Origin of the sequence: Enterococcus sp. DIV0756 (assembly GCF_051710745.1) — a bacterium.
Classification (GTDB): Bacteria; Bacillota; Bacilli; order Lactobacillales; family Enterococcaceae; genus Enterococcus_A.
Genome location: NZ_JBIOLF010000002.1, coordinates 651156 through 673408 on the forward strand (window position 1 = coordinate 651156; position 22253 = coordinate 673408).

Consider the following 22253-nt stretch of genomic DNA (forward strand, 5'->3'; position numbering starts at 1 on the left):
AATGTCTATTACAGCAGAAACTGCTAAAGAACATGCCAAAGACCCTGCCGTATTATGCTGCCGCGCGGAAGCAGGCAAAGTAATCGCACCAGATGATTTAGAAGATCCAGCGATCTTCCCAGATTTAGAGGATTCAGGGTTATTAGAATTGCCTGAAACAACGTTAACAATCGAACAAGTACTTGGTACGACATTGAAAGAAACAACGGATGCGTTGGTTCCATTGACAAAAGAATTATTAGATGGTGTTTCAGAGGACACTGAAGAAGTAGCGGAAGAGGAAGCTCCTGTTGAAGAAGCGCCAACGCCAGTTGCTCCTATCGCTCCCGTAGCACCAGTTGCGCCAGTGGGCGGACAAACAATCAAAATCCATATTGCTGAAGGACGCGGTATCGATTTAGAAGTACCGATGGCTATCGCAGGTCAAATGGGTGTTGCCCCCCCAGCAGCACCAGTACCTCCAGTTGCAGCAGCTCCAGCGCCAGAAGCGCCAGTTGCAGCAGCAGCTCCAGAAGCAAAAGTAGAAGAAAAAGTTGTTCGTTCGGTTCGTCGCGATCACATGAAGATTGAAAAAGTGGTGTTTGGCGATGAAACAAAGATCGAAGGTACGACATTAGTTTTACGTAAAATGGAAGACATGTGTGCGGAAGCGGCAGAACTAGAAGAACTAGTTGAAAGTGTAACTTTTGAAATCATTACACCAGATAAATACAACGAATATAGTGAAACGATCATGGACGTACAACCTATCGCTGCTAAAGTTGATGGCGCAGATATCGGCCATGGTGTTACGCGTGTGTTAGATGGCGTCGTTATGGTTCTTACAGGAACAGATGCCAATGGTGTGCAAATCGGTGAATTCGGTTCATCTGAAGGTGAATTAGACCGTAACATCATGTGGGGACGTCCTGGTGCACCAGACAAAGGCGAAATCTTCATCAAAACACAAGTAACAATTAAAGAAGGCGCGAATATGGAACGTCCTGGACCATTAGCCGCTCATAAAGCATCTGACTACATTACACAAGAAATTCGCGAAGCAGTGAAAAAAGCAGACGAATCTCTAGTGGTAGAACAAGATGAAATCGTACAAAAACGCCGGATTGGTAACAAACGTGTGATCATCGTTAAAGAGATCATGGGTCAAGGTGCAATGCACGATAACTTGATCATGCCAATCGAACCAGTTGGAACATTAGGTGCGAAACCTAACGTTGACCTTGGAAACTTACCAGTCATTTTGGCACCAACTGAAGTATTAGACGGCGGGATCCATGCATTAACATGTATTGGACCAGCTTCAAAAGAAACTTCTCGTCACTACTGGAGAGAACCATTAGTACGTGAAGCAATGGAAGACGAAGAAATCGATTTAGTCGGTGTTATGTTTGTAGGTTCTCCGCAAGCGAACACTGAAAAATACTATGTTTCTAAACGTTTAGGTATGACGATCGAAGCGATGGATGTTGATGGCGCAATCGTTACAACTGAAGGATTTGGTAATAACCACATCGACTTTGCTTCACATATCGAAGAAATTGGTAAACGCGGCATTAAAGTTGTCGGAGACTCTTACTCAGCAGTACAGGGTGCGTTAGTTGTCGGTAACCCAGAAATGGTTGCTATGGTAGACAACAACAAATCAATGCAAGGAATCGAAAACGAAATCTTGTCGAACAATACCCTATGTAAAGAAGACGCAATTCGTGATTTAGCTATGTTGAAGACCTTGATGGGCGGCGGCACAATCAAAGCTGCTGAACGTAAATGGAATCCAAACGTGAAAGCCAACAACATCGAGATTATCGAAAAAACAACAGGCAAGAAGATTGATCTAGTAGATAACGAACAAGTCTTACCTAAGAGTAAAAAACGCCAAGAAATTTACGAAGTAGAATAAGGTGAAGCAATGGATGGAATGGATAAACTCAAATATATTTCGACGGAACAGATGTTTGAAGGCATTATCGTTGAACTTCATGATGCCAGCGTAACGATCGACTTAAAAGGTCGACTCGGTCAGCTTAAAATTCCCCGTCGGATGATCATTTCTGAGTACAATCTAGAAATCGGTCAAGAAGTTGGGTTTTTAATGAGCTATCCAGAAGTTTTGGCAGAAGAGCCGGATGAACATTACAAAACAGCTATTTACGAGCATGAACGTCGTCGGGCCGAAGCCAGAAGAAAACGTGAAGAAGCAGGAGAGGAGAATTAACACATGGGCTTAACAGTCTTTGAAGGGTTACAGTCAGAAATTTTTGTGCCGATTACGCCAAAATCTGTCTTTACCCCTGTGAAAAAAGAGCTTAAAGAAATGCGTGTGGCATTAGCAACAGCTGCCGGCGTACACTTAAAAACAGATAAACGTTTCAATTTAGCGGGTGATACAACATACCGCGAAGTACCAGATACTTCAAAAGTAGAGGAATTGATGGTTTCTCACGGTGGTTATGATAACGCCGATGCGAACCGTGACATCAATGCGATGTTCCCATTGGATCGTTTACATGAATTAGCTGCAGAAGGCTTCATCAAAGAATCTGCACCTGTTCATTACGCATTCATGGGCGGTGGTGGAGACCAAGATGCCTTCCACGATGTAACTGGACCAGAAATCGCTCAAAAATTAGTAGAAGAAGAAGTCGACGCTGTCGTCTTAACCGCTGGCTGAGGAACCTGTCATAGAACTGCCGTGATCGTGCAGAGAGCTATTGAGGAAGCGGGAATTCCTACTATTTTAATCGCCGCATTACCACCAGTTGTACGCCAAAACGGGACTCCACGTGCCGTTGCGCCGCGTGTACCAATGGGTGCCAATGCAGGTGAACCACATAACATTGAAATGCAAACTGGTATCATGAAGGATACCTTAGAAGCACTAGTATCAATCGAAACGCCAGGGAAAATTGTTCCATTACCTTATGAATACATTGCCCACGTCTAAAAAGTAGGTGTGAATGATGCGAGGCGAAACTTTAAAGATCAAAGTTTTTCATATGGAAGAAGTTACTACCGGTAACGACTTTCGTATCGAACCAACTCGTTTACAAATTAAGCAAGACTTTGACTGCGAGGACGCCGCTATTCAGAAGCTGACGATTCGATTGCTCCCACCGCAACAACTTACTGTTGAAACCAACACCATTATGGACATCATTCCGATCTCCACAAAGGTGTTGGGCGCGTTGGGTACAGGGATCACGCATACACTTACGGGAGTTTCAGTCGTCATGACTGGGGCTATTGAAGATGGAGAACAAATGCATGAATTTGGCTCCTCTGAAGGTGTTTTGCGTGATCATTTAGTATTGGATCGAGCAGGGACGCCTAAAGCGGAGGACTACATTATTCATGTAGATCTCTTAGCGAAAAAGGGGACTCCTTTTAATCGTGAGCTCTGTCTTAAAATGTTTGCGATCGTGGACGATTTTGTTCAAGAAATTCGCGAAAGAATGAAGATGTTAGAAGGGAAGGATGCCTGTGAGGTGCATGTCTATGAAGAGCATGCCAATCCAGGTAAACCCAAAGTCGCTTTAGTCAAACAGGTGGCCGGACAGGGAGCAATGTACGATATGCTGCTTTATCCCAACGAACCGAGTGGCTTCAAAGGCGGTTGTTCGATCATTGATATGAACAATATGCCTGTCTTTCTAACAGCGAATGAATATCGCGATGGGGCAATTCGTTCCATGGTTTAACGTAAATAACGGATAGGTGGTGGCGTTATGGGAATTGGTCCATCGACCAAAGAAACATCACTGCATCATTTCCAAGATCCGCTTGTCGATCTTCTTGGTAAGGACCCAGACATTGACTTTCAAGGAGTCGTGGTCGTGGGAACACCGCAAAGCAACGCAATGAAATACCTCGTCGGGCAGCGAACGGCTGCATGGTTGGAAGGCATGCGCACCAATGGCGTGATTGCTTCAACCGATGGTTGGGGGAATTCAGATGTGGATTTTGCGAATACCTTAGAAGAAATCGGTCGTCGAGATATTAGCGTGATTGGACTCAAGTTCATTGGTACACAAGCAAAATTTGTAGTGGAAAATGACTTTACAGATCACGTATTAGACTTTAATAAATCTGAAGCCGGAGTCGAGACGGAGGTTGTTGGTGAAAATACGATCAACCACCGGGATGCAGTTAAAGCGCTTGCGTCAATTAAATTAAAAATGCGAAAAGATAATCAGCAAATACGTTAGCGTAATTTTTTATGAGTATGAATCATCAAAGTCCTGTTTATTTTAAACAGGTAACAAGGGAGGATAATCATGAAAGTATCAAAAATGATCTCAGCAATCGACACACATACAGCAGGTGAAGCTGCACGTTTGATCATCGGCGGAATTCCAAAATTCCCAGGTGAAACAATGGCTGACAAGAGAGCTTATTTAGAAACGGAAGCAGACGACCTACGTAGAATGTTGATGCTGGAACCACGTGGGCACCGTGATATGTTTGGCGCCTTCATTACTGAACCGGTCCACAAAGAAGCAGATTATGGAATCATCTTCATGGATTCAGGCGGCTACTTGAATATGTGCGGACACAATACGATCGCAGCGATGACATCAGCCGTTGAGCAAGGCTGGGTAGAAGTTAAAGAAGGCGAACGTGAAGTCAAAGTTGTTCAAGATACACCAGCAGGAATCGTACGCGGAACCGTTCATTTGGATGAAGACTATTCAGCTGAATCCGTTTCATTCGAAAACGTGGAATCATTCCTTTATAAAGAAAATGTAACGGTCAATGTTCCTGAAATTGGTGAATTGACAATGGATATTTCCTTTGGCGGAAGCTTCTTCGCGATCTTACCGGCAGCATCTATTAACTTAGAAATTAAGCCGGAAAATGCTTCGAAATTTAATGAATTAGGTATGATTATTCGCGATGCAGTGAACGAACAGATCGAAATTCAACATCCGACATTGGAACACATCAAGACCGTTGACCTTGTTGAGTTCTATGGTCCTGCAACAAGCCCAGATGCAACGTATCAAAATGTCGTTGTCTTTGGTGATGGACAAGTGGATCGTTCTCCTTGTGGAACTGGTACTAGCGCCAAATTGGCAACATTATATGGCAAGGGTGAAATGAAAGTTGGCGACACTTTCGTGTATGAAAGTATTTTATGCACGAAATTTAAAGGTGAAATTGTTGAAGAAGCAGAGGTTGGAGGATACAAAGCAATCATTCCTCGGGTATCAGGTTCTGCTTATGTCACTGGATACAACTCATTTTTAGTTGATCCGAAAGATTCCTTGAAGGACGGTTTCCTTTTAGGATAAAGATGAAGGAGGGGTAATATGGTAACAGTATTATTAGCGATTTATGTTGGTTTAATGTTGCTGCATGCAGTTAATATGGGTGTTGATACAGTCAAACATAAGAATGATTTGGGTAGCGGTAACTGGTTTGTTTCTGGGATTATTGGATTTGTTACTGACTTTTTAGATACATTAGGTATCGGAAGTTTCGCACCAACAACCTTACTTTTAAATGTAACGAAACAATTAAGTTCTGACCGTTTACTACCAGGAACATTAAACGTAGGGCACGGAATTCCCGTGTTAGTTGAAGCATTTATCTTTACTCAGGTTGTAGACGTATCGCCAGTTACGTTATTCGCACTAGTTGGTTCAGCAACGGTCGGTGCATTTATTGGTTCTAGATTCGTTACAGGTTTGCCAGAGAGAAAAGTTCAATTGTGGATGGGCTGGGCTTTAATTTTGACAGCCGTTTTGATGTTTGCTCGTCAACAAGGCTGGATTGATATCTTGGGTGCAGATAATACTGCAACAGCATTGACAGGAATTAAGTTAGTTATTGGTGTTGTTGTGAACTTTATTTTAGGGGCATTGATGACGATCGGTGTTGGCTTATATGCACCATGTATGGCGTTAGTATACATGTTAGGTTTAAGCCCGCTTGTTGCTTTCCCTGTAATGATGGGTTCTTGTGCCGGCTTAATGCCTGTCGCAAGTATCAACTTTGTTAAAACGGGTGATTACGCACGTAAAGTTAGTTTGGCAATTACAGTCGGTGGGATTATCGGAGTATACATTGCTGCGAAATTTGTCACTGGATTAGACTTGAATGTGCTTACGTACATTATCATTGTAGTAATCATTATTACTGGTGTGATGTATATTCGTAAGAGTATGAAACCAGCAGCAGCTGCTGCAGAATAGAAAACATGATTATTAAAACTACCTGCTCATCTATTGGGCGGGTAGTTTTTTGTGTAAAGGAAATATAACAAAGTAGATACTCGAACAATTTACTCAATAGTAAAAAATCTGCTTTAAAAGAATGACTCTAACAAATAATTAAGAATTAAATGATATTCCTTTCATTTTTTGATAGAATGATTCAAACGCTTTCGTGAATGGGGGAATACCATTGAATGTTCAGGATATATTGAGATTGTCTTCCATGAAGGGAGCAAAGATAATCGCCGGTGCGTCTCAAAACCAGCGTTTAGTCACTACGATTTCGGTTTTGGAGGTCTCTGAGCCGAAGTTGTATAGTGGAATGCCGATTAAAGGGGAATACTCCGGAAATGAGTTGGTTCTGACCTCCTTTGCTCAAATCGCCAATGACGTCGACAAGCAGCTGGAAATTATTTCGATTCTTCATCAACATAGCCAGCTTGGCATTATCTTATATTACGTTGGATTGATCCTGCCGGAGGTTTCCGAAAAGGTGATTGCTAAGATGAATGAATTGGAAATGGTTTTGATTTTGATGCCGGTCAATCGCATGGATTTGAGATACAGCGAAGTGATTTCTGAAGCCTTGACTTATATTAGTAAAGAAGAGGCGGAGCTCGATCCTCAACAGGAGGTTTTACTCGAGACGATTCGACAATTGCCGGCGCCAAATCAGGTTGAAACAGGATTGAGTATTTTATCCGACAAGTTTAAATGCAGCCTATTTATTAAAAGTCGAGAAAATGAGGTTTTGCTGTCTAAAGCTTGGCCGCGCAGTCTCGATCAGAATTTGAGAGAGATTATTGCCAGCAAGCAGGAGAAAGAGACTAAGAAAAATGTGCCTGTAGAACTCAACCAAAATTACTATTTTCAAACAGATATTCAGTTAGTGCTATCGTCCTTAGAGCATCCTTACTATTTATCGATTTTTAGAAGAGAGCCGTTAGCAGAAAAGCAAATAGATGGGATACGAATCGTTGTTGAAAAGACAATCAAGTACTTTGGGGAAGATCAGCTGCTGAATACAGGACAACAATTCTTTTCTGCCTGCCAAACAGGAGATTTTCATACAGCGACATTATTGGCACAAAAGGAAGGTGTGGACGTCGGTCAGCCGTTAAAATTGTATTGTCTGCAAAAAGGCGTACCTAAAAAAGGGAGAGCCGCCTATATAAAGCATGGTATCTATTATCAGGAAAAGGATCTGGAGTGGGTGATCAGCAACTCTCTAAGTACATCGATCACAACACTTTTTCCAACTTATGATTCTGAGACGGACTACTTTTTTCTTGGTCGCGAGTTTGTAGGACTGTCCTCGGTTTTCGAACAGCTATCCTTTATCGCAGATCAGATTGAAGAGAGTAAAAAAGTCTTCCCACAAAAAAAATGTTTCTTTCCGGAAGAATTGTATTTACTAAAAGATGTGACACGAGAAACGGAATCGATTTTTTTAGAATCCTATTTGGAGGAGGAATTAATCGAAACGTTAGCGGTTTTCTTTTTAGACTGCGATGAAAATATTAATGATACAGCGAACCGTCTTTTTTTGCATAATAATACGATTAAGTATCGGTTGAAACGAGCACAAGAGCACTTAGGAATGTCTTTTTCTCATACGGCTTCCCGTTATTTGCTGATTAAAAATCTCATTTATTATCGAAAATACTTGAATAAAGATTGATAGAAAGCCGCGTTTGTCAATTGTGACAAGACGGCTTCTTCTATTTTGTCAGATTAACATAGTCAGAGATTTCTCATTTAGCTATAATGATAAAATATTTATTTGTCAGAATATTCAGAAATGAGGGTGTTAAATGGAGGAAACGGTTGAAACAACGTCGGGAAATTATGAAAGAGAACGAGTACCTGAAAATGAGAGAAAGCGCTGGTTGTCCATCAGTATGGTTTGGATTGCTATTGGGATTGACTTATCAGGAATGTTTATGGGAGTTGCCTTGTCTCAAGGAATGGCCTTTTGGACCGCTATCTCCGCAGTCATCATTGGTTCGGTCATTTTAGGTGTATTAGCAATTGGCGCAACCTATATCGGTGCGAAGGCTGGCTTATCTACAGGAATGATTTCAAGAATCTCATTTGGGAAAAAGGGTGCCTCATTGATGGGGGCGATCATGGGGATTTCTTCTTTGGGCTGGTTTGGTGTGCAAATTGGTTTCTTTGCTGAAAATATCGGTTCTGCAATCAATCAATTAACCGGTGCCAATATGCCTTCATGGCTTTTATCGTTGATTGGTGGCGGCTTAATGATGCTGTCTGCCTTTTGGGGTTATCAGGCGATTGAAAAGCTGTGCACTTATTCGGTTCCGCTATTAGCGGTTTTGATTATCGTCGCGACATTGATGTCCTTAAACCGAAATGGGACTTCGGGTTTAGCTAGTCCTCCGCAAGGTTCAGCGATCTCTTTTGGTTTGGCTGTTTCTCTTGTCATAGGCGTGTATATGGTAGGGGTGGTTATGGCACCAGATGTTGCTCGTTGGGCCCAAAGTCCAAAACAGGCAATGATTGCGGGCTTTGTTGGTTTTACCATTGGAAATAGTTTTATGATTATCATTTCGCTGATTCTAGTGAAAGTGATGAACACCGCGGATCTTACGGCTGTTTTCTTTACCTTAGGCTTGGGGATTCCATCGATTTTGGTCTTAACGCTTGCCCAATGGACGACGAATACAAACAATCTTTATTCAGCATCTTTGGATTTTTCGATTGTGTTTAAACGGGTCAACCCAAAAGTGATTACCGTTGTTTGTGGGACGTTAGGTATTTTAATGGCGATGTTTGGGATTTACGGAATGTTTGAGAACTTTTTATCGATTGTGACGGTTTTAGTCTCGCCAATTGCTGGGATATACATGATCGACTATTTCTTTTACAAAGAAAAGTATGATTATTCTTACGAAGAGAAGCTGCAGGACTATTATCCAATTTCCATTTTTTCTTGGGTAGTCGGCAGTACAGTGGCCTTTATGACCAGTCAGCCGCCAGCCGGCTTTGGCTTATTTGCACTGACGAATGTATCAGCGCTAGATGGTATTTTAGTGGCGGGACTTTGCTATTTTATTGCAACAAAATTGACTAAAGGACGGAAATAACTCATGGAATGGATTACGGTAGAAGATTTAGAGAACATTTCAATCGGTGCGACTTTGTTAGGAACCGGTGGTGGCGGCGATCCGTTTGTCGGTCGGTTGATGGCGCTGCAGGCGCTTCAAAAATATGGTCCAGTGAAGGTTTTACAGGTAGAAGACTTGGACGATGATGCTCTAGTTATGCCTGTCGGCTCGATTGGGGCACCTTCTGTTTCGAACGAGAAAATTGCTTCAGAGGAAGAACTCTACGCGCCTGCGGAAGTATTAAAAGAAACCTTTCCAGAACGAACACAAGCAATTATGCCTATTGAAATTGGTGGCGGAAACTCTTTGCTGCCGATTGCCTGCGCTGCAAAAATGGGCTTGCCGATCGTGGATGCGGATGCTATGGGTCGAGCTTTTCCTGAATCGCAGATGGTTACTTTCTTCTTAAAGGGTTATCAGCCTGAGATTGTGGCAATGGCGGATAGTCAGGGAAATCGAATTATTTATTATCCAAAAGATGGGGAATGGTCTGAAAAGATTGCTCGTGCAATTACGGATGTGATGGGTGGCAGCGCCAATATGGTTGATAATGTCTTTCCTGGGAGAATTGTGAAAGAGTGCGGGATTCGTGGCACCTTGAGTTTGGCTAAAAAAATCGGCGAGGAATTAACCAATCCCAAAGAAACAACAGCACCTGTTAAGCGATTGTTATCTACCTTAAAGGGGCATTCGTTATTCGAAGGGAAAATCAAGAGTATTGAACGGAATGTGGAAGGCGGCTTTACTCGCGGCAGTGCGTTATTTGCCGGTATCGGTAAGAATAAAGGGGAGGAGCTAGAGGTTCTTTTCCAAAACGAATTGCTGCTGGCCAAAAAAGACGGGAAAGTTCTAGCCTCTACGCCTGATTTAATCTGTGCATTGGATTATGAAACAGGTCGACCGATTACGACAGAAACCTTGCGTTATGGTGCACGTATTCATGTGATCGCCTTGCCTTGCGATGCTAAATGGCGAACAGAAAAAGGCATAGAAGTTGCCGGACCGAACTATTTTGGATACGAAATAGAGTACAGACCGGTGGAAGAATTGATGGGAGAAAAAGCGATATGTATAGATTAGGGATTGATGTTGGCGGAACGAATACAGATTGCGCGATTTTAGATGAACACCTAAACTGTATTGGAAAAATCAAAAGCCCCACGATGAAGGATGTCAGTTTGGGGATTGATGCGGCGATTCAAAAAATATTGGCAGAAACCTGTATTCCAACGGAAAAAATCAGTGTAGTGATGCTAGGAACGACCCATTGCACGAATGCTATCGTCCAAAGAAAAGACATGAGTAAAGTGGGAATCATTCGTTTAGCTAAACCTGCAACCACGGCGGTCGCTCCGATGGTTGGCTGGCCAGAGGATTTAGCCGAAAAAATGCACGCGCAAACGGCCATTGTTTCTGGTGGTTACGAGTACAACGGAAATAAAATCGCGGATGTTGATGAGAAGGAGATTCGCGAAGCCTGTCAAGGGATGAAGGGTAAAGTAGAAGCGGTGGCAGTTGTTGGTGTGTTCTCGCCAGTGAATAGAGAGCAGGAAGAACAGGTTGCTGCGATCGTGGAGGAAGAATTGGCGGTCCCGATAACACTATCGAGCGAGATTGGGTCTATCGGATTGTTAGAAAGGGAAAATGCGAGTGTTTTGAATGCGGCTCTAACACAAACAATTCAGCAGATGATTCGTGGGTTGAAGCAAGCATTAAGCAATAATAACCTGAACGCGGAAGTTTTTATTTGTCAAAATGACGGTACGCTGATGAATCTAGAAAAGGCCTTGCGTTATCCTGTGCTGACAATTGGCTGCGGTCCGACTAATTCAATTCGTGGGGCGGCTCATTTAAGCAATATGGAGAATGCCTTAGTGGTCGATGTTGGCGGAACAACGACAGATATCGGAGTATTGAAAAAAGGCTTTCCTCGGGAATCTTCATTAGCAACTGAAATTGGTGGAATCAGGACTAATTTCCGTATGCCAGATGTTCTATCTATTGGGTTAGGCGGCGGAACGATCGTACATGTAGAAAATGAGCTGAGGGTCGGTCCTGATAGCTTAGGCTATCGAATTTTGGAAGAGAGTCTCGCTTTTGGCGGGAATGTCTTGTGTACAACAGATATCGCGATCGCCAATCAGAAAGAACATCCGGTAACTGGAGCACTTTCCCCTGATTTAGATGTGACATTCGTAAATCAAGTGAAGGGAAAAATAAGCGAATTAATTGAAGACGCGATTGATCAAATGAAAACCGATCGTAAGAATGTTCCGGTTATTTTGGTTGGCGGCGGCAGTATTATCCTTCCAAAAGAAATGGCTGGGGTCTCAGAAGTAATCATTCCAACCAATTACGATGCTGCAAATGCGATCGGTGCGGCTTTAGGAGAAGTTTCCGGTGAAGTCAATTCGGTCTATTCTCTAGAAAAGCAAACTCAAGAAGCGGCAGTAAATATAGCAATCGAAGGGGCTAAACGTGAAGCCATTGCTTCGGGAGCGGCAAAAGACACGCTAAAAACGATCTTTGTGGAGGTCATTCCATTGGCTTATCTGCCAAAACAAGCAGTGAATATTAAAGTGAAAGTAGCTGGAAAGCTGAGCTTTTCTAAAGCTTTAGCATCAGTAGAAGGATAAGTAATAGAAATGCGTTTCCTAATAATTAGGAGACGCATTTTTAATGCGCTCCTCATGTGCAGATAAGAAATTACTTAGTATAATTGAAGCGTTTTTATGAGAGATTAAAACCGTTATAAATTGAATGGAAATATACGTGGAGAAACAAAAAGTAAACTGTTATAATAGAGGGCGTGAAGGATGGTGGATAGCATGGAGACAGTGCAACAATTGATTGTTTGCGGTGGATGCAACGCGAAAATCGGACCAGGGAATTTAGGCGAGCTGCTGGCAGATTTACCTAAAGCAACAAACGAGAATTTACTGGTGGGATTTGACTCGACAGACGATGCCGCTGTTATTAAACTGCGTGATGACCTAGCAATTATTCAAACGTTAGATTTTTTCCCAACGATGGTGACCGATCCTTATCTTTTTGGCAAGATCGCGGCAGCGAATGCGCTAAGTGACGTGTATGCAATGGGAGGAGATGTTTTGTCTGCTCTGAATATTGTCGCTTTCCCAGAGGAAAAGGACTTGAATATATTAAAAGAAATCTTACGAGGCGGCGCTGAAAAGGTGCAAGAAGCTGGGGCAATCTTGGCTGGCGGCCACTCGATTCATGATCAGTCAGTGAAATACGGCTTGTCTGTTACAGGAACGATTGATCCAAATAAAATTTATCAAAACAATACTTGTCAGCTGGGAGATCACTTGATTTTGACGAAACCATTGGGTGTCAGCATTATCACGGTGGGCTACAGCGCAGAGGAAATTAGTGAAGAGGCATTTGTGAAAGCCACCACGAGCATGGAAACATTGAACAAATATGCGATGGATATTATTCGTAAATATCCGATCAACAGCTGCACAGATGTGACCGGCTTCGGCTTGGCCGGACACCTGCATGAAATGACGAATGGACGCTACAGCGCGGAGATCCATTCCAAAGATCTGCCATATTTTGAAGAGGCCTATCAAGGTGCGAAAGAGTTCATTTTAACTGCTGGCGGTCAGCGTAATCGGAATTACATGGAAGAGAAGATGGATTTTCAGATTGAGGATTTCGGGATTGAAGAATTATTGTTTGATCCCCAAACGTCTGGTGGTTTATTAGTCAGCGTTCCAGCAGATCAAGCAGATACGCTAGTACAGGAATTACAAGCAGCGGACATTCCGGCACAAGATTTCGGAGTGGTGGTTGAAAAGCAGACGAAGGAATTGATCGTTTATTAATAGCAATAAGATGAAAATCAATTGAGGATCGGAGTGAAAGAAATGTTCAAAATTGATGCATTGGGCAAAGCTTGCCCGTTACCAGTCATTGAAACAAAAAAAGCACTGCGGGAGCATGAAGTTGTGCAAACGCTGGTGGACAATGAGATCGCTACGCAAAATTTAAAAAAAATGGCGGAGCAGCTTGGCTATATCTATCAAATGGATCAGGATGCGCCGAATCATTATACAGTGGTCATTTCAAAAGGGAATGCGGATCTAACTGAGGATGCGCCGCAAGTAGTCGAACCTGTGGCAACGAAGGACGATTATATCGTAGTCGTAGATACAAATGTGATGGGTCGTGGTTCAGATGAATTAGGGAAAAACTTATTGAAAGGGTTTATCTATTCGTTGACCGAACAAGATGTGCTGCCGGAAAAGGTTATTTTTTACAATGGCGGTGTGCATTCAGTCGTAGAAGGCTCTGATTCGCTGGAGGACCTTAAGGGCATGGAAGAACAAGGCGTGGAAATTTACGCCTGCGGAGCTTGTTTGAATTTCTATGAGTTGACTTCAGCAGTTGGCGAAGTGACGAATATGTATCGCATCGTGGAAATGATGCGTCAAGCACCGAGAATCGTTAAACCATAGAGGGTGCAGCGCATCATTAGAGGGATATGGCTTGAAGCTGTAGCTTATTGATTACAGTATTATGAAAAAAAGGAGCAGTTTTTATGCAAACGTACGGTGTTGCGTTGTTTTATTCAACCCGGGAGGCCATGAAAGCTGAGGAAATCGCGAAGGAAGCCCAACTTGCCGTTCGAATCATTCCCACACCGGAAAAGATTCATGCTAGTTGCGGCTTTTCTTTGAAATATCCGTTGAAAGAAGAGGAGGCGTTAGCGTCTTTGCTTACAGCGGCAGAGATTGCCTCAGAGGGCTTTTATCATGCAACCCAAGAAGGGTTGAAAACAGACTATAAATTGGTTCAGAAAGGATAAGCAGATGGCAAATATTGTGATAGGAACGGCTGGGCATATCGACCATGGAAAAACCACGTTGATCAAAGCGCTGACGGGTATCGAAACGGACACGACGAGTGAAGAAAAAAAGCGCGGGATGTCGATTAATTTAGGCTTTGCTTATTTGGATTTGCCAAATAAGAAGCGGGTCGGGATCGTGGATGTGCCGGGACACGAAAAATTTATTAAAAACATGGTCGCTGGTTTGCCGGGTATTAATCTGGTTCTGCTGGTGATCGATGCGGCGGAAGGGATTATGCCGCAAACGAAGGAACACATTGATATTTTAACGTTATTGGGCATTCGCGACTTCTTGATCGTGTTGACCAAGGTAGATACCGTTGATCCAGACTTGAAGGAATTAGTGGTGGACGATATTCGTGAACAATTAGCGGATACACCATTAGCAGAGGCGGATTTAATTGAGACGGATGCAGTAACCGGCACTGGGATTAAAGAATTGTTGGAAAAAATTCAGGAACATTCAGAAGAGGCGCAGGAACGTTCAGGCAGCGGTTCCGCCCGCTTGAATGTGGATCGAGTCTTTAGCGTGAAGGGTTTTGGAACGGTAGTTACGGGAACGCTGTTAGATGGCTCCATCAATGCTGGAGATGACCTGTATCTTTACCCAAGCCAGAAAAAAACGCGGGTCAGAAACATCCAGGTTCACGAAACAGATGTGAAAAGTGCACAGCCGGGTCAGCGAACAGCGTTAAATTTAGCGAATATCGCAACTGATGAAATCCAACGGGGGGATGTCTTGTCCGTTTCAGAGAAGCTGGAGGACACCTGGATGCTGGACGTCAAGGTCACCTGTTTGCCGGAAGTAGAAGGCGGGATTGGCCTGTGGGATCGCGTCCGTCTATTAGTTGGAACCCGTGAAGTGATGGCGCGGACTGTGCCTTTAGGTGTGGATTGGATCGGACCAGGAGAAGAGGGCTTTCTGCAATTGCGTTTGGAAGAGCAGGTGGCAGTAAAAGAGCGGGATCGTTTTATTTTGCGTTCTTACTCACCGATGTACACGATCGCAGGCGGCGAGGTGTTGGATGCGGCTCCCCACAAGCATCGTCGTTTCAAGGTGGAAATTCTTGAGAGCTTGAAGGCGAAAGAAGAAGGCAGTTTAGACGAATTGATTGCAGATTTTATGGTCAACAAAAAACAGCCGTTTACGAAAGAAAAAGAGCTGTTGGACTATCTAGGTGTAGGTCAAGAAGAATTGCAGCCGATGTTAACAGAGATGTTGGCTGAAGGCCGTGTAATTGAAACCAAGGTCGGCTATTTGGCGCAAGCTAGTTATCAGAAATTGGTCGCTCAGGCAACTGAAATCTTGTCGGCTTACCATAAGCAATATCGTTTGCGCTATGGAATGCCTTTAGAGGAATTTCGTTCGCGGATGCGGGGTGTTTTAGCGGAGAAGGAAATCTCAGCGTTGATCACCTTGATGAAAGAAACTGTTGTTAAAGAAAATAATGACAAGATCGCTTTGAAGGATTTCGAGGTGACTTTCAACAAATACCAGCAAGCCGCGAAAGAAAAGATCGAGCAGACGCTTGCTAAGAACGGCTATACGCCTGTTAAGAAAGAGGAATTATTCGGTTTAGACAAAAATGCTGAGGAAGTCCTAGAGGCCTTAAATGGCGACACCGTTATCTTCTTGACACATGAATTTGTTTTGTTAGGCAAAGTTTTTGATCAATCCGTAGCATTGATCCAACAATACATTGCCGAGCATGATCAAATGACTTTAGGCGATTTTCGTGATTTGACCGATTCTAGCCGTAAGTCATCGATGCTGATTCTTGAATATATGGACAAGCAGGGAATCACGAAACGAGTGGAGAACTATCGTGTGCTAGGAGAGAAGGGGAAATAAATGGGTATTTACTTAGACAATGCCGCTACGACTGCGCAAAAACCGGCTGTCGTGGCAGAAGCGATGACGGAGATCTTGACAGGTGAATATGGCAACCCTTCTCGTGGTGCGCACGGCTATTCCTTAGCAGGATACCGTGTAGCGGAAAGTGCCCGTAATCAGGTGAAGCAGCTTTTCAAAGCAGATCGGCGTTATGAAGTAGCGTTCACCAATAATGCGACGGTTGCGTTGAATGAAGTTTTGAAAGGTTTGATTCAAACAGGTGATCATATCATTACGACTTCGTGGGAACACAATTCCGTTTTACGACCGCTGTATCAGCTAGAAGCTCAAGGTGCCAGCTTTGATGTGGTAGCCAGTGAAGCCGTGACTGGACGTTTGAACTACCAGGAATTTACGGAAAAAATTCGTCCGGAAACGAAAGCTGTGATTTGTAATCACGCCAGTAATGTCACGGGCAATTTATTAGATCTGGAATGGGTCAAGGATTTCTGCGAAGCGCATGAATTGTATTTGATTATTGATGCTTCGCAAACAGCTGGTGTAGTTCCGATTGACCTTAGTGATGGGAAAATCGCTGCTGTCTGTTTTACTGGTCATAAGTCGCTCTATGGCCCGCAGGGAACAGGCGGCGTGTGTGTGCGCAAGGATTTGTCTTTAGAGCCTGTGATCACAGGCGGCGATGGAATGCAGTCCTTTTCAAAGGTCCAGCCGAAGGAATTACCGACCTTGTTAGAGGCGGGGACCTTGAATATTCCCGGCCTAGCGGGCTTAGCGGCTAGTATCCAATGGCTGCGAGAAAAGGAAGCACGACCAGCGTTAGGAGAATACTTCTATCAGGAATTACAAAAAATTGATGGACTAACGATATACGGTGATTTTAATTTGCCGCGAGTCGATGTTTTCTCGATGAATATCAAAGATGCGGAATCTGCGATTGTTAGTGATCTTTTATGGGAAGAGTTTCAAATCGCGACCCGCCCGGGATATCATTGTGCGCCTTTAATGCATGAAGCATTGGGGACCGCTGATCGCGGAACGGTGCGGCTGTCATTTTCGAGTTTCACTACTAAGGCTGAAGTCGATACAGTCTTAGCAGCATTACAAAATCTGGCGTTACGCTAAGAAAGCAGGTGGCCTATGTCAAAAGAGATTCAGAATATTTTAGCAAGTTTGCCTTCTGTAGATGTGCTACTGAAGCAAATCGATCCAAGCTACCCTCATGGGAAAGCCAAAGAAGCTGCTCAGCAAGTTGTCGCGCGTCTACGTGAATCAGTGGTGGACGGCTCTAGAAAAACCGTGATTGAGCAAAAAGAAGTTGTCGACATGATCCATAAGCAGCTAGAAGAAAAACAATTTTCATTGCGGCGAGTAATCAATGGTACTGGAACAGTCATCCATACGAACCTGGGACGTTCCTCATTAAGTGCTAAAACGCAGGAGCAGCTGTTAGCGACCAGCTTTCATTACTCAAATTTAGAATTTGATTTAGAAAGCGGAAAGCGAGGATCGCGTTATAGTCACTTAGTTTCAATCGTGAAAAAGCTCACGGGAGCAGAGGATGTTCTAGTAGTAAATAATAATGCGGCGGCCGTCCTCTTAGTTTTGAGTACCTTGACGCAAGAAAAAGAAGTCTTGGTGTCCCGTGGCGAATTGGTTGAAATCGGTGGTGCCTTTCGAATTCCAGATGTGATCACCTCAAGCGGTGGAACAATCGTAGAGGTCGGCACAACGAATAAAACGCACTTGACAGACTACGAAAAAGCGTTGACGGAAGAAACTGGTGCGATTCTGAAGGTGCACACGAGTAATTATCGCATTATTGGTTTTACTGAAACACCAGAATTGAACGAGTTAGCAGAATTAGCCCATGCCAACGATCTACCGTTGATCAATGATTTAGGTAGCGGCTTGCTGCTGGACATGCGCCCACTTGGTCTGCCTTATGAACCTACGGTGAAGGAAGTGTTGGACCAGGGCTGCGACATTGTCACCTTTAGCGGGGACAAGCTATTAGGTGGACCACAGGCAGGAATCATTGTTGGGAAAAAAGAATATATTGATAAAATGAAGAAAAATCAACTGCTGCGGGCCCTGCGTATTGACAAGATGACTTTAAGCGCTTTGGAAGCGACGTTGGCATTGTATCTTGATGAAAAGGAAGCCTTAAAATCAGTGCCTACGTTGCAAATGATCGGACAAAGCGAAGAAGATTGCTTAGGGAAGGCGGCTGAATTGGCGGCGATGCTCCAATCGATCACGGAGCTAAGTGTGAAGATTGAAAAAGACAGTAGCAAAATTGGCGGCGGCTCCTATCCAGAGCACGTGTTACCCACCTACGCGGTCGTGTTAAGCAGTAGTAAATTCTCTGCAGATACACTGCAGGAGAAGCTGCGCTTGGCTGCTACACCGATTATCAGCCGCATCAAGGACGACTGTAATTTCTTGGATATGCGAACGGTTGCCATAGAAGAATTCGCGGCAATTCAGGAGAGCTTGCAGGAAATTTTTCAATAGAGGAAAGGAGGTAGAATTATCCAACCACAGAAGCAATTAGTAGCCGTGTCTCATTGTGTTTTAAACCAAAATGCGGTGATCCATGGCTGGGAAAGAGCACGAGGGGCCTTTCCCTTTGCGATCGAGCTGTTGCGCAGCGGAATCGCATTGATTCAACTGCCTTGCCCGGAATTTATCGTGCTAGGCGGGGATCGTCCGCCAATGACTTATGAAGAGTACCATAATTTGCCAGATTTTCGTCAGGAATGCCAGAGACTGCTGCAGCCGATGATCCAACAGATTCAGGCTTATCAGGCAGAAGGGTACCAGTATCTAGGAGTCATTGGCATTCACGAAAGCCCCAATTGTTCGATTAGTGGGCAACGCGGGGTTTTGATGGAAGAGTTTTTCGCAGAATGTCATAAGGCTCAGATTGGTACGAACTTTTTAGAAGTACCTACGTGGTACAGCGAGGACGATCAAGGAAGTTTTGTTGCCCAGTTGCAGTGTTTTTTAGAAAAAGGAGAAGTAAATGACTAGTAAAGCAAAGATAATCACTATGTGCGCCATCGCGGTAGGCTTAAATGTAGTGCTTGGTGAAGCGGTGTCGATGATGAGGATTCCGCTGTTGTTCTTAGACACGATGGGAACGATTTTTATTGCGGCGAATTTTGGGATGGGATACGGCATTTTGACTGGTGTGACCACCAATTTATTGATGGGCTTATTTAGCGGTGTGACGGCGATTCCTTTTGCACTTGTAAATGTTGCGGTAGCGATCATTGTTGCCTTGTTCGCAAAAAATGGGTTCAGCTTTGGCAAAGCGTTGATCGCAGGTCTTTTATTGGCCTTTATTTGTCCGATGATTGGTGCACCGATTCGATTAGCCCTATTTGGAGGATTTACCGGATCAGGTACGGATGTTGTAATTATGGCGTTGCGGGCATCCGGCAAGGAAATGATCTCTGCAACCTATTGGGGTGCAGTAGCCGGAAATTTAGTGGATAAAATCGTCTCTTGTCTCTTGGTCGCCTGGTTTATCAAGCTGCCACAGATGAAACGCTTCGCGGTAAAATGAGCTTGAGCAGCTTCTGAGACTAAGGTGCTTAGTCTGGAAATACTAAAGTGAGCTAGAATCAACAAAACTATGTTGAGGCTAGCTTATTTTTTTTGCAGTGAAGAAAGGAATGTTTTGCGAACGTTTTCGATTATGCTATCCTATAGGTAAGTAATTATTGAGAGGGGGAAATTACACATGGTCTGTATGTCAAAAATAACGATGAATCAAGATAGCCTCCGATTCCATATCAGCTTTTGTCATACACTTACCTTTAAATCAGTGTTCAAGGGAGCAGTCTGCCCAAAAACATCTAAATTTAAAAAAAATGCATGACCATGCGGTAAAATCCTGAGCTTTTGGAAGTTTAAATAATAACAAGGTCATGTTTGGATTATCCATTCATGATCTTTTTTGCGGTCGTGCTCTAAGGAGACGAGAACAATGTTGATTCAAGCAAATAAGATTACCAAGAATTTTAGTACAGCACCTGTTTTTAAAGGAGTAACGCTCGCTGTAAATGCGGGTGATAGAATTGGTTTAGTGGGAATGAACGGGTGCGGCAAAAGCACCTTGTTGCGGATTTTAACCGGGGAAGAAGGGATCAACGAAGGAACCGTTGCACGAAAGAAAGGATTGAGAATCGGATATATTCCGCAAAAATTGCCAACTACGAATGAATTGATCAAAGACTATCTGCTAAGTAGTTTTGAAGAAATCGGATACCTGCGCCAAAAATTACAGCAGCTAGAGCAGGCTATGACAGCTCCTGCCGAGGAGATTGATCGACTGTTGACACAATACGGTCGTCTGCAAGAAAATTATGAAGAGGCCGGCGGTTATACGCTGGAGGATCGAATAGCCGGCACCTTAAAAGGGTTAGGTATTGAGGATAAATTGGATACCCCGCTTTCAATGTTAAGCGGTGGGCAACGGGTGCGTATAGAGTTGGCGCGGGTCCTCACCGATCCGGCGGATGTTCTGCTGTTGGACGAGCCGACCAATCACTTGGACTTAGAGGGAATCAATTGGTTGGAAAACTACCTAAGCCGCAGCAAGCCGGCCTACGTAGTGATTTCCCATAATCGCGAATTTCTGGATCAAGTGGTTGATCAAATTGTGGAAATCGATGGCGAAGAGATTGTCAGCTATTCTGGCAACTATAGCAAGTTTGCACAGCTTAAGCGGGAGCGAATCGCTTTATTGCAGAAGAATTTTGACTTGCAGCAAAAAGAAATCCTGCGGCTACAACGAATGAGCCGGCGCTACCGTCAATGGGGTAAGGAGGCGGATAATGAAGATTTTTTCCGCAAGGCAAAAGAGATCGAGCGGCGGATCGAAAAACTGAAGCAGTCTCTAGTAAAACCGCCAGAATCAGATAAGAAGCGTTTGCAGCCGGTGGTACAGGCAAGTCGCTCAGGAAAAGAAGTGTTGAAGGCTGAAGGGATTGGCAAATTAATGGGAGACCGACTTTTATTTGCAGAGTCGGATTTTGTCATCTATCGTCAAGAACGATTGGCGTTAACAGGTGCTAATGGCAGTGGGAAAACGACACTTATCCGCTGCTTGCTGGGGACAGCTGATTTAGACGAAGGAATTATTAAACTAGGTGCCAGCGTCAAAATTGGCTATCTGCCGCAAAAAATAATCTTTGATAAACCGACACAACGTCTATTAGCTTATGTTCGTGAATTCCTGACGGATGAGCAAAAGGCGCGACGAACACTGGCACAATATGGTTTCTTTGCAGAAGATGTTTCAAAACGAATTCAGGACCTTTCCGGAGGAGAACAGATGCGACTGTACCTACTCATGCTGTTACAGCAGCAAATCAATTTCCTGATTTTAGATGAACCTACCAATCATTTAGATATTGCTGGTAAAGAAGAATTGGAGGAGCTTTTGGCGGATTACGATGAGACTCTACTGGTCGTTTCCCATGATCGCTATTTTTTACGGAAGGTGACACAAGGACAATTAGTGATCGAAGACGCAGTCATTAGAAAAGCTGCTAAATTAAGTTAATTTTTTTAGAAGCTGGTATCGACAAAAAGTTGATACCAGCTTTTTGTAGGCCAAAATTCTTCAAAATGACAAAAATGTTAGGTGTTTTTAGGTTGTTTCAATGGTTGAATTTTTAGAAGTTTTGTATAGTTGCTCTAGAAAATAAAAAGGAGCAATCAGTTATGAAAAAATTTTTAATCGGTTTAGTTAGTTTAATCGTCATCGCCTTCGTAGGCTTACAAATAGCAGATAAAGTTGTTAAAGGCGGGGACGAGTATTACGTCCAGATTACAACGGATGGTCAACGAGTGGAAGAAAAAGATGATAGCGGCAATAAATATGTCGACTACAAGTACTCGTTGCCAGGTTATGACAAGGATGGAAACAAGAAAGAGCTAGAATTTAACGCGACAAAAGATCGCCCACTACGTAAAGAAGCATTTCTTAAAGTGACTTGGAACAAGAAAAAAGGGGTAACCTCTTACGAAGAAGTACAGCAAAAAGATTTGCCTAAGAAGACAGCGACTAAATTGGGTGTCTAATTTGTAACCCTAACGGTGGATAGGCGAGAAGCAAAGCAGGGTCGTTGAAAAAAATGACCCTGTTGATTTTATTAAGGAGTGGA

Annotated in this window: 21 protein-coding genes; all 21 read left to right on the forward strand. The window is 43.5% G+C overall.

Going from position 1 to position 22253, the window contains the following annotated elements:
- The first annotated feature begins 1 nt into the window (after window position 1).
- The 21 genes from prdA to IGI44_RS19680 all read left to right on the forward strand — a co-directional run bounded on the left by prdA (window position 2) and on the right by IGI44_RS19680 (window position 22170).
- Window positions 2–1900 carry a D-proline reductase (dithiol) proprotein PrdA gene (gene prdA, locus IGI44_RS19580; protein ID WP_438789611.1) on the forward strand — a complete coding sequence of 633 codons (1899 nt, stop codon included), beginning with the start codon at window positions 2–4 and terminating at the stop codon, window positions 1898–1900.
- Between the two features lie 9 nt (window positions 1901–1909).
- Window positions 1910–2215 carry a CBO2463/CBO2479 domain-containing protein gene (locus IGI44_RS19585; protein WP_438789612.1) on the forward strand — a complete coding sequence of 102 codons (306 nt, stop codon included), beginning with the start codon at window positions 1910–1912 and terminating at the stop codon, window positions 2213–2215.
- A gap of 3 nt (window positions 2216–2218) precedes the next feature.
- The gene (gene prdB / locus IGI44_RS19590; protein ID WP_277988950.1) at window positions 2219–2944 is read left to right on the forward strand and encodes a D-proline reductase (dithiol) protein PrdB; all 726 of its coding nucleotides are present in this window, start codon (window positions 2219–2221) and stop codon (window positions 2942–2944) included.
- 16 nt (window positions 2945–2960) lie between these two features.
- Window positions 2961–3698: a proline reductase cluster protein PrdD gene (prdD, locus tag IGI44_RS19595; RefSeq protein ID WP_438790301.1), complete on the forward strand. Its 738-nt coding sequence runs from the start codon at window positions 2961–2963 to the stop codon at window positions 3696–3698.
- A 27-nt stretch (window positions 3699–3725) separates the two neighbouring features.
- Window positions 3726–4205, forward strand: a complete 480-nt coding sequence (locus tag IGI44_RS19600) for a glycine/sarcosine/betaine reductase component B subunit (RefSeq protein ID WP_016178900.1) — start codon at window positions 3726–3728, stop codon at window positions 4203–4205.
- A 69-nt stretch (window positions 4206–4274) separates the two neighbouring features.
- On the forward strand, window positions 4275–5291 hold the full coding sequence (locus IGI44_RS19605; protein WP_316403033.1) for a proline racemase family protein: 1017 nt from the start codon (window positions 4275–4277) through the stop codon (window positions 5289–5291).
- Between the two features lie 18 nt (window positions 5292–5309).
- The gene (locus IGI44_RS19610) at window positions 5310–6194 is read left to right on the forward strand and encodes a TSUP family transporter (protein ID WP_438789613.1); all 885 of its coding nucleotides are present in this window, start codon (window positions 5310–5312) and stop codon (window positions 6192–6194) included.
- A 211-nt stretch (window positions 6195–6405) separates the two neighbouring features.
- Entirely contained in the window at window positions 6406–7896 is a 1491-nt protein-coding gene (locus IGI44_RS19615) for a PucR family transcriptional regulator ligand-binding domain-containing protein (protein ID WP_438789614.1), read from the forward strand.
- A gap of 133 nt (window positions 7897–8029) precedes the next feature.
- Entirely contained in the window at window positions 8030–9322 is a 1293-nt protein-coding gene (locus IGI44_RS19620; protein WP_438789615.1) for a cytosine permease, read from the forward strand.
- 3 nt (window positions 9323–9325) lie between these two features.
- Complete coding sequence (locus IGI44_RS19625; RefSeq protein ID WP_438789616.1) at window positions 9326–10423, forward strand: DUF917 domain-containing protein; 1098 nt, start codon at window positions 9326–9328, stop codon at window positions 10421–10423.
- On the forward strand, window positions 10411–11979 hold the full coding sequence (locus IGI44_RS19630) for a hydantoinase/oxoprolinase N-terminal domain-containing protein (protein ID WP_438789617.1): 1569 nt from the start codon (window positions 10411–10413) through the stop codon (window positions 11977–11979). Before IGI44_RS19625 ends, IGI44_RS19630 begins: the two co-directional genes overlap by 13 nt.
- Window positions 11980–12171: 192 nt before the next feature.
- Window positions 12172–13194 carry a selenide, water dikinase SelD gene (gene selD / locus IGI44_RS19635; protein ID WP_438789618.1) on the forward strand — a complete coding sequence of 341 codons (1023 nt, stop codon included), beginning with the start codon at window positions 12172–12174 and terminating at the stop codon, window positions 13192–13194.
- A 42-nt stretch (window positions 13195–13236) separates the two neighbouring features.
- Complete coding sequence (gene yedF / locus IGI44_RS19640; protein WP_438789619.1) at window positions 13237–13827, forward strand: sulfurtransferase-like selenium metabolism protein YedF; 591 nt, start codon at window positions 13237–13239, stop codon at window positions 13825–13827.
- A gap of 83 nt (window positions 13828–13910) precedes the next feature.
- Window positions 13911–14177: a DUF3343 domain-containing protein gene (locus IGI44_RS19645; RefSeq protein ID WP_438789620.1), complete on the forward strand. Its 267-nt coding sequence runs from the start codon at window positions 13911–13913 to the stop codon at window positions 14175–14177.
- Window positions 14178–14181: 4 nt separating this feature from the next.
- Window positions 14182–16071, forward strand: a complete 1890-nt coding sequence (selB, locus tag IGI44_RS19650) for a selenocysteine-specific translation elongation factor (protein WP_438789621.1) — start codon at window positions 14182–14184, stop codon at window positions 16069–16071.
- Window positions 16072–17196 (forward strand): aminotransferase class V-fold PLP-dependent enzyme, encoded by a 1125-nt coding sequence (locus IGI44_RS19655; RefSeq protein WP_438789622.1) that lies wholly within the window; start codon window positions 16072–16074, stop codon window positions 17194–17196.
- A 15-nt stretch (window positions 17197–17211) separates the two neighbouring features.
- Window positions 17212–18588 (forward strand): L-seryl-tRNA(Sec) selenium transferase, encoded by a 1377-nt coding sequence (gene selA / locus IGI44_RS19660; protein ID WP_438789623.1) that lies wholly within the window; start codon window positions 17212–17214, stop codon window positions 18586–18588.
- An 18-nt stretch (window positions 18589–18606) separates the two neighbouring features.
- Window positions 18607–19107 (forward strand): CD3072 family TudS-related putative desulfidase, encoded by a 501-nt coding sequence (locus IGI44_RS19665; protein WP_438790302.1) that lies wholly within the window; start codon window positions 18607–18609, stop codon window positions 19105–19107.
- Window positions 19100–19645, forward strand: a complete 546-nt coding sequence (locus tag IGI44_RS19670; RefSeq protein ID WP_438789624.1) for a CD3073 family putative ECF transporter S component — start codon at window positions 19100–19102, stop codon at window positions 19643–19645. The genes IGI44_RS19665 and IGI44_RS19670 overlap by 8 nt, the downstream gene beginning before the upstream one ends.
- A 423-nt stretch (window positions 19646–20068) precedes the next feature.
- Window positions 20069–21649 (forward strand): ribosomal protection-like ABC-F family protein, encoded by a 1581-nt coding sequence (abc-f, locus tag IGI44_RS19675; RefSeq protein WP_438789625.1) that lies wholly within the window; start codon window positions 20069–20071, stop codon window positions 21647–21649.
- A gap of 161 nt (window positions 21650–21810) precedes the next feature.
- Window positions 21811–22170, forward strand: a complete 360-nt coding sequence (locus IGI44_RS19680) for a YxeA family protein (protein WP_438789626.1) — start codon at window positions 21811–21813, stop codon at window positions 22168–22170.
- Window positions 22171–22253 lie beyond the last annotated feature (83 nt).

Bases quoted from the DNA above. Each gene is read 5' to 3' on its own strand.
- prdA (WP_438789611.1), top strand. From the start codon at position 2: ATGTCTATTACAGCAGAAACTGCTAAAGAACATGCCAAAGACCCTGCC.
- IGI44_RS19585 (WP_438789612.1), top strand. From the start codon at position 1,910: ATGGATGGAATGGATAAACTCAAATATATTTCGACGGAACAGATGTTT.
- prdD (WP_438790301.1), top strand. From the start codon at position 2,961: ATGCGAGGCGAAACTTTAAAGATCAAAGTTTTTCATATGGAAGAAGTT.
- IGI44_RS19600 (WP_016178900.1), top strand. From the start codon at position 3,726: ATGGGAATTGGTCCATCGACCAAAGAAACATCACTGCATCATTTCCAA.
- IGI44_RS19605 (WP_316403033.1), top strand. From the start codon at position 4,275: ATGAAAGTATCAAAAATGATCTCAGCAATCGACACACATACAGCAGGT.
- IGI44_RS19610 (WP_438789613.1), top strand. From the start codon at position 5,310: ATGGTAACAGTATTATTAGCGATTTATGTTGGTTTAATGTTGCTGCAT.
- IGI44_RS19620 (WP_438789615.1), top strand. From the start codon at position 8,030: ATGGAGGAAACGGTTGAAACAACGTCGGGAAATTATGAAAGAGAACGA.
- IGI44_RS19625 (WP_438789616.1), top strand. From the start codon at position 9,326: ATGGAATGGATTACGGTAGAAGATTTAGAGAACATTTCAATCGGTGCG.
- IGI44_RS19630 (WP_438789617.1), top strand. From the start codon at position 10,411: ATGTATAGATTAGGGATTGATGTTGGCGGAACGAATACAGATTGCGCG.
- selD (WP_438789618.1), top strand. From the start codon at position 12,172: ATGGAGACAGTGCAACAATTGATTGTTTGCGGTGGATGCAACGCGAAA.
- yedF (WP_438789619.1), top strand. From the start codon at position 13,237: ATGTTCAAAATTGATGCATTGGGCAAAGCTTGCCCGTTACCAGTCATT.
- IGI44_RS19645 (WP_438789620.1), top strand. From the start codon at position 13,911: ATGCAAACGTACGGTGTTGCGTTGTTTTATTCAACCCGGGAGGCCATG.
- selB (WP_438789621.1), top strand. From the start codon at position 14,182: ATGGCAAATATTGTGATAGGAACGGCTGGGCATATCGACCATGGAAAA.
- IGI44_RS19655 (WP_438789622.1), top strand. From the start codon at position 16,072: ATGGGTATTTACTTAGACAATGCCGCTACGACTGCGCAAAAACCGGCT.
- selA (WP_438789623.1), top strand. From the start codon at position 17,212: ATGTCAAAAGAGATTCAGAATATTTTAGCAAGTTTGCCTTCTGTAGAT.
- IGI44_RS19670 (WP_438789624.1), top strand. From the start codon at position 19,100: ATGACTAGTAAAGCAAAGATAATCACTATGTGCGCCATCGCGGTAGGC.
- abc-f (WP_438789625.1), top strand. From the start codon at position 20,069: ATGTTGATTCAAGCAAATAAGATTACCAAGAATTTTAGTACAGCACCT.
- IGI44_RS19680 (WP_438789626.1), top strand. From the start codon at position 21,811: ATGAAAAAATTTTTAATCGGTTTAGTTAGTTTAATCGTCATCGCCTTC.